The 1226-nt window shown below is 58.3% G+C and carries 1 protein-coding gene; it reads right to left on the bottom strand.

What is annotated here, in order from left to right; translation table 11 throughout:
- The coding region (locus tag AC0L2X_RS32370) for a glycosyltransferase family 4 protein (protein WP_473601203.1) at nt 1–1010 on the bottom strand (1010 nt) is incomplete at its 3' end.
- Nucleotides 1011–1226: the final 216 nt, after the last annotated feature.

The raw sequence follows: 1226 nt of genomic DNA on the forward strand, positions 1-1226 counted from the left end.
CGGTAGAGTGCCACATAATCGCTGCACATGCGCTCGACCGTGAACCGCTTCTCGAACGTCTGCCGCACTCGTGCGCGATCGAGGCTGTCTATGCGCCGGAGCGCGCCCACAGCTTCCTCCACCGTATCCACGATCCATCCAGACACACCGTCATCGATGATCTCCGGGACGGCGCCACGCCGGAACGCAACCACCGGCGTACCGCAGGCCATTGCTTCGATCGTTACGAGCCCGAAGGGTTCCGGCCAGTCGATCGGAAACAAAAGCGCTATCGCATTGCCCAGAAAATCCGCCTTTTGCCGCTCATCGATCTCGCCAATGAACTCCACGTTCGAATGCCGCAGCACTTGCGGCTCGACCCTTTCCTTCCAGAACGACTGGTCCACCTTGTCGATCTTGGCGGCGATCTTCAGGGGAAACCCGGCCCGCGCTGCTATTTCTATGGCCGCTTCCGGCCCCTTTTCCGGCGAGATGCGACCGAGAAATGCAAGATAGCCAGCGGTGTTCGGGTGGAATGGCAGAAGATCGCGGGGCAGGCCATGATGCACGGTTCCAACCCAATTGACGGGCGGCATGGGCCGGCGCTGGTCGAAGGAAATCGAGACCAGGGGAACGTCGTCGAACATCGCATAAAGCTGCGCCAGATCGGGCAGGTCGAGCCTGCCGTGAAGCGTGGTAACCGTTCGTCTGGCAAAATCCCGAATTATGGGGAAGTGCAGAACATCGACGTGGAAATGTAAAACGTCGAATTCATCGGCTCGCCGCCGCACCCGTTCAAGCATCATGACGTGGTGCGGAACACCGTCCTGGACCCTGGGGTTCAGGCGCAGCGCGACGTCGCAACACGGCACCAGCTCGGCTGAGGTACGAGAATCGGCGCTGGCGAACAGCGTCACCTCGTGGCCCTGTCGGACAAGTTCTTCGGTCAGATACGAAACAATTCGCTCGGTTCCACCGTAGGTTCGGGGCGGCACGGATTCGGTTAGCGGCGCGATCTGGGCTATTTTCATTTAGAAAATCTTTTCGGCGGCGACCGCCCTCTTTCAAACAAGCTTCGGCGGCAACCAAGACGAGCGAGAGCTTCCGGTTGCGAAGTATTCTATACAGAGCGTATTTATAGTTGTGTCGTCCGTGCTCCTCGCGTGCAATCAGGTTGCCCTTATTCAACTCCTCTGGATCCAAGAACTGCGATCCATGAGAAATGTTTCACCGGCTCGATAAAAAGA

The sequence above is a fragment of the Mesorhizobium sp. WSM4828 genome, assembly GCF_055811175.1.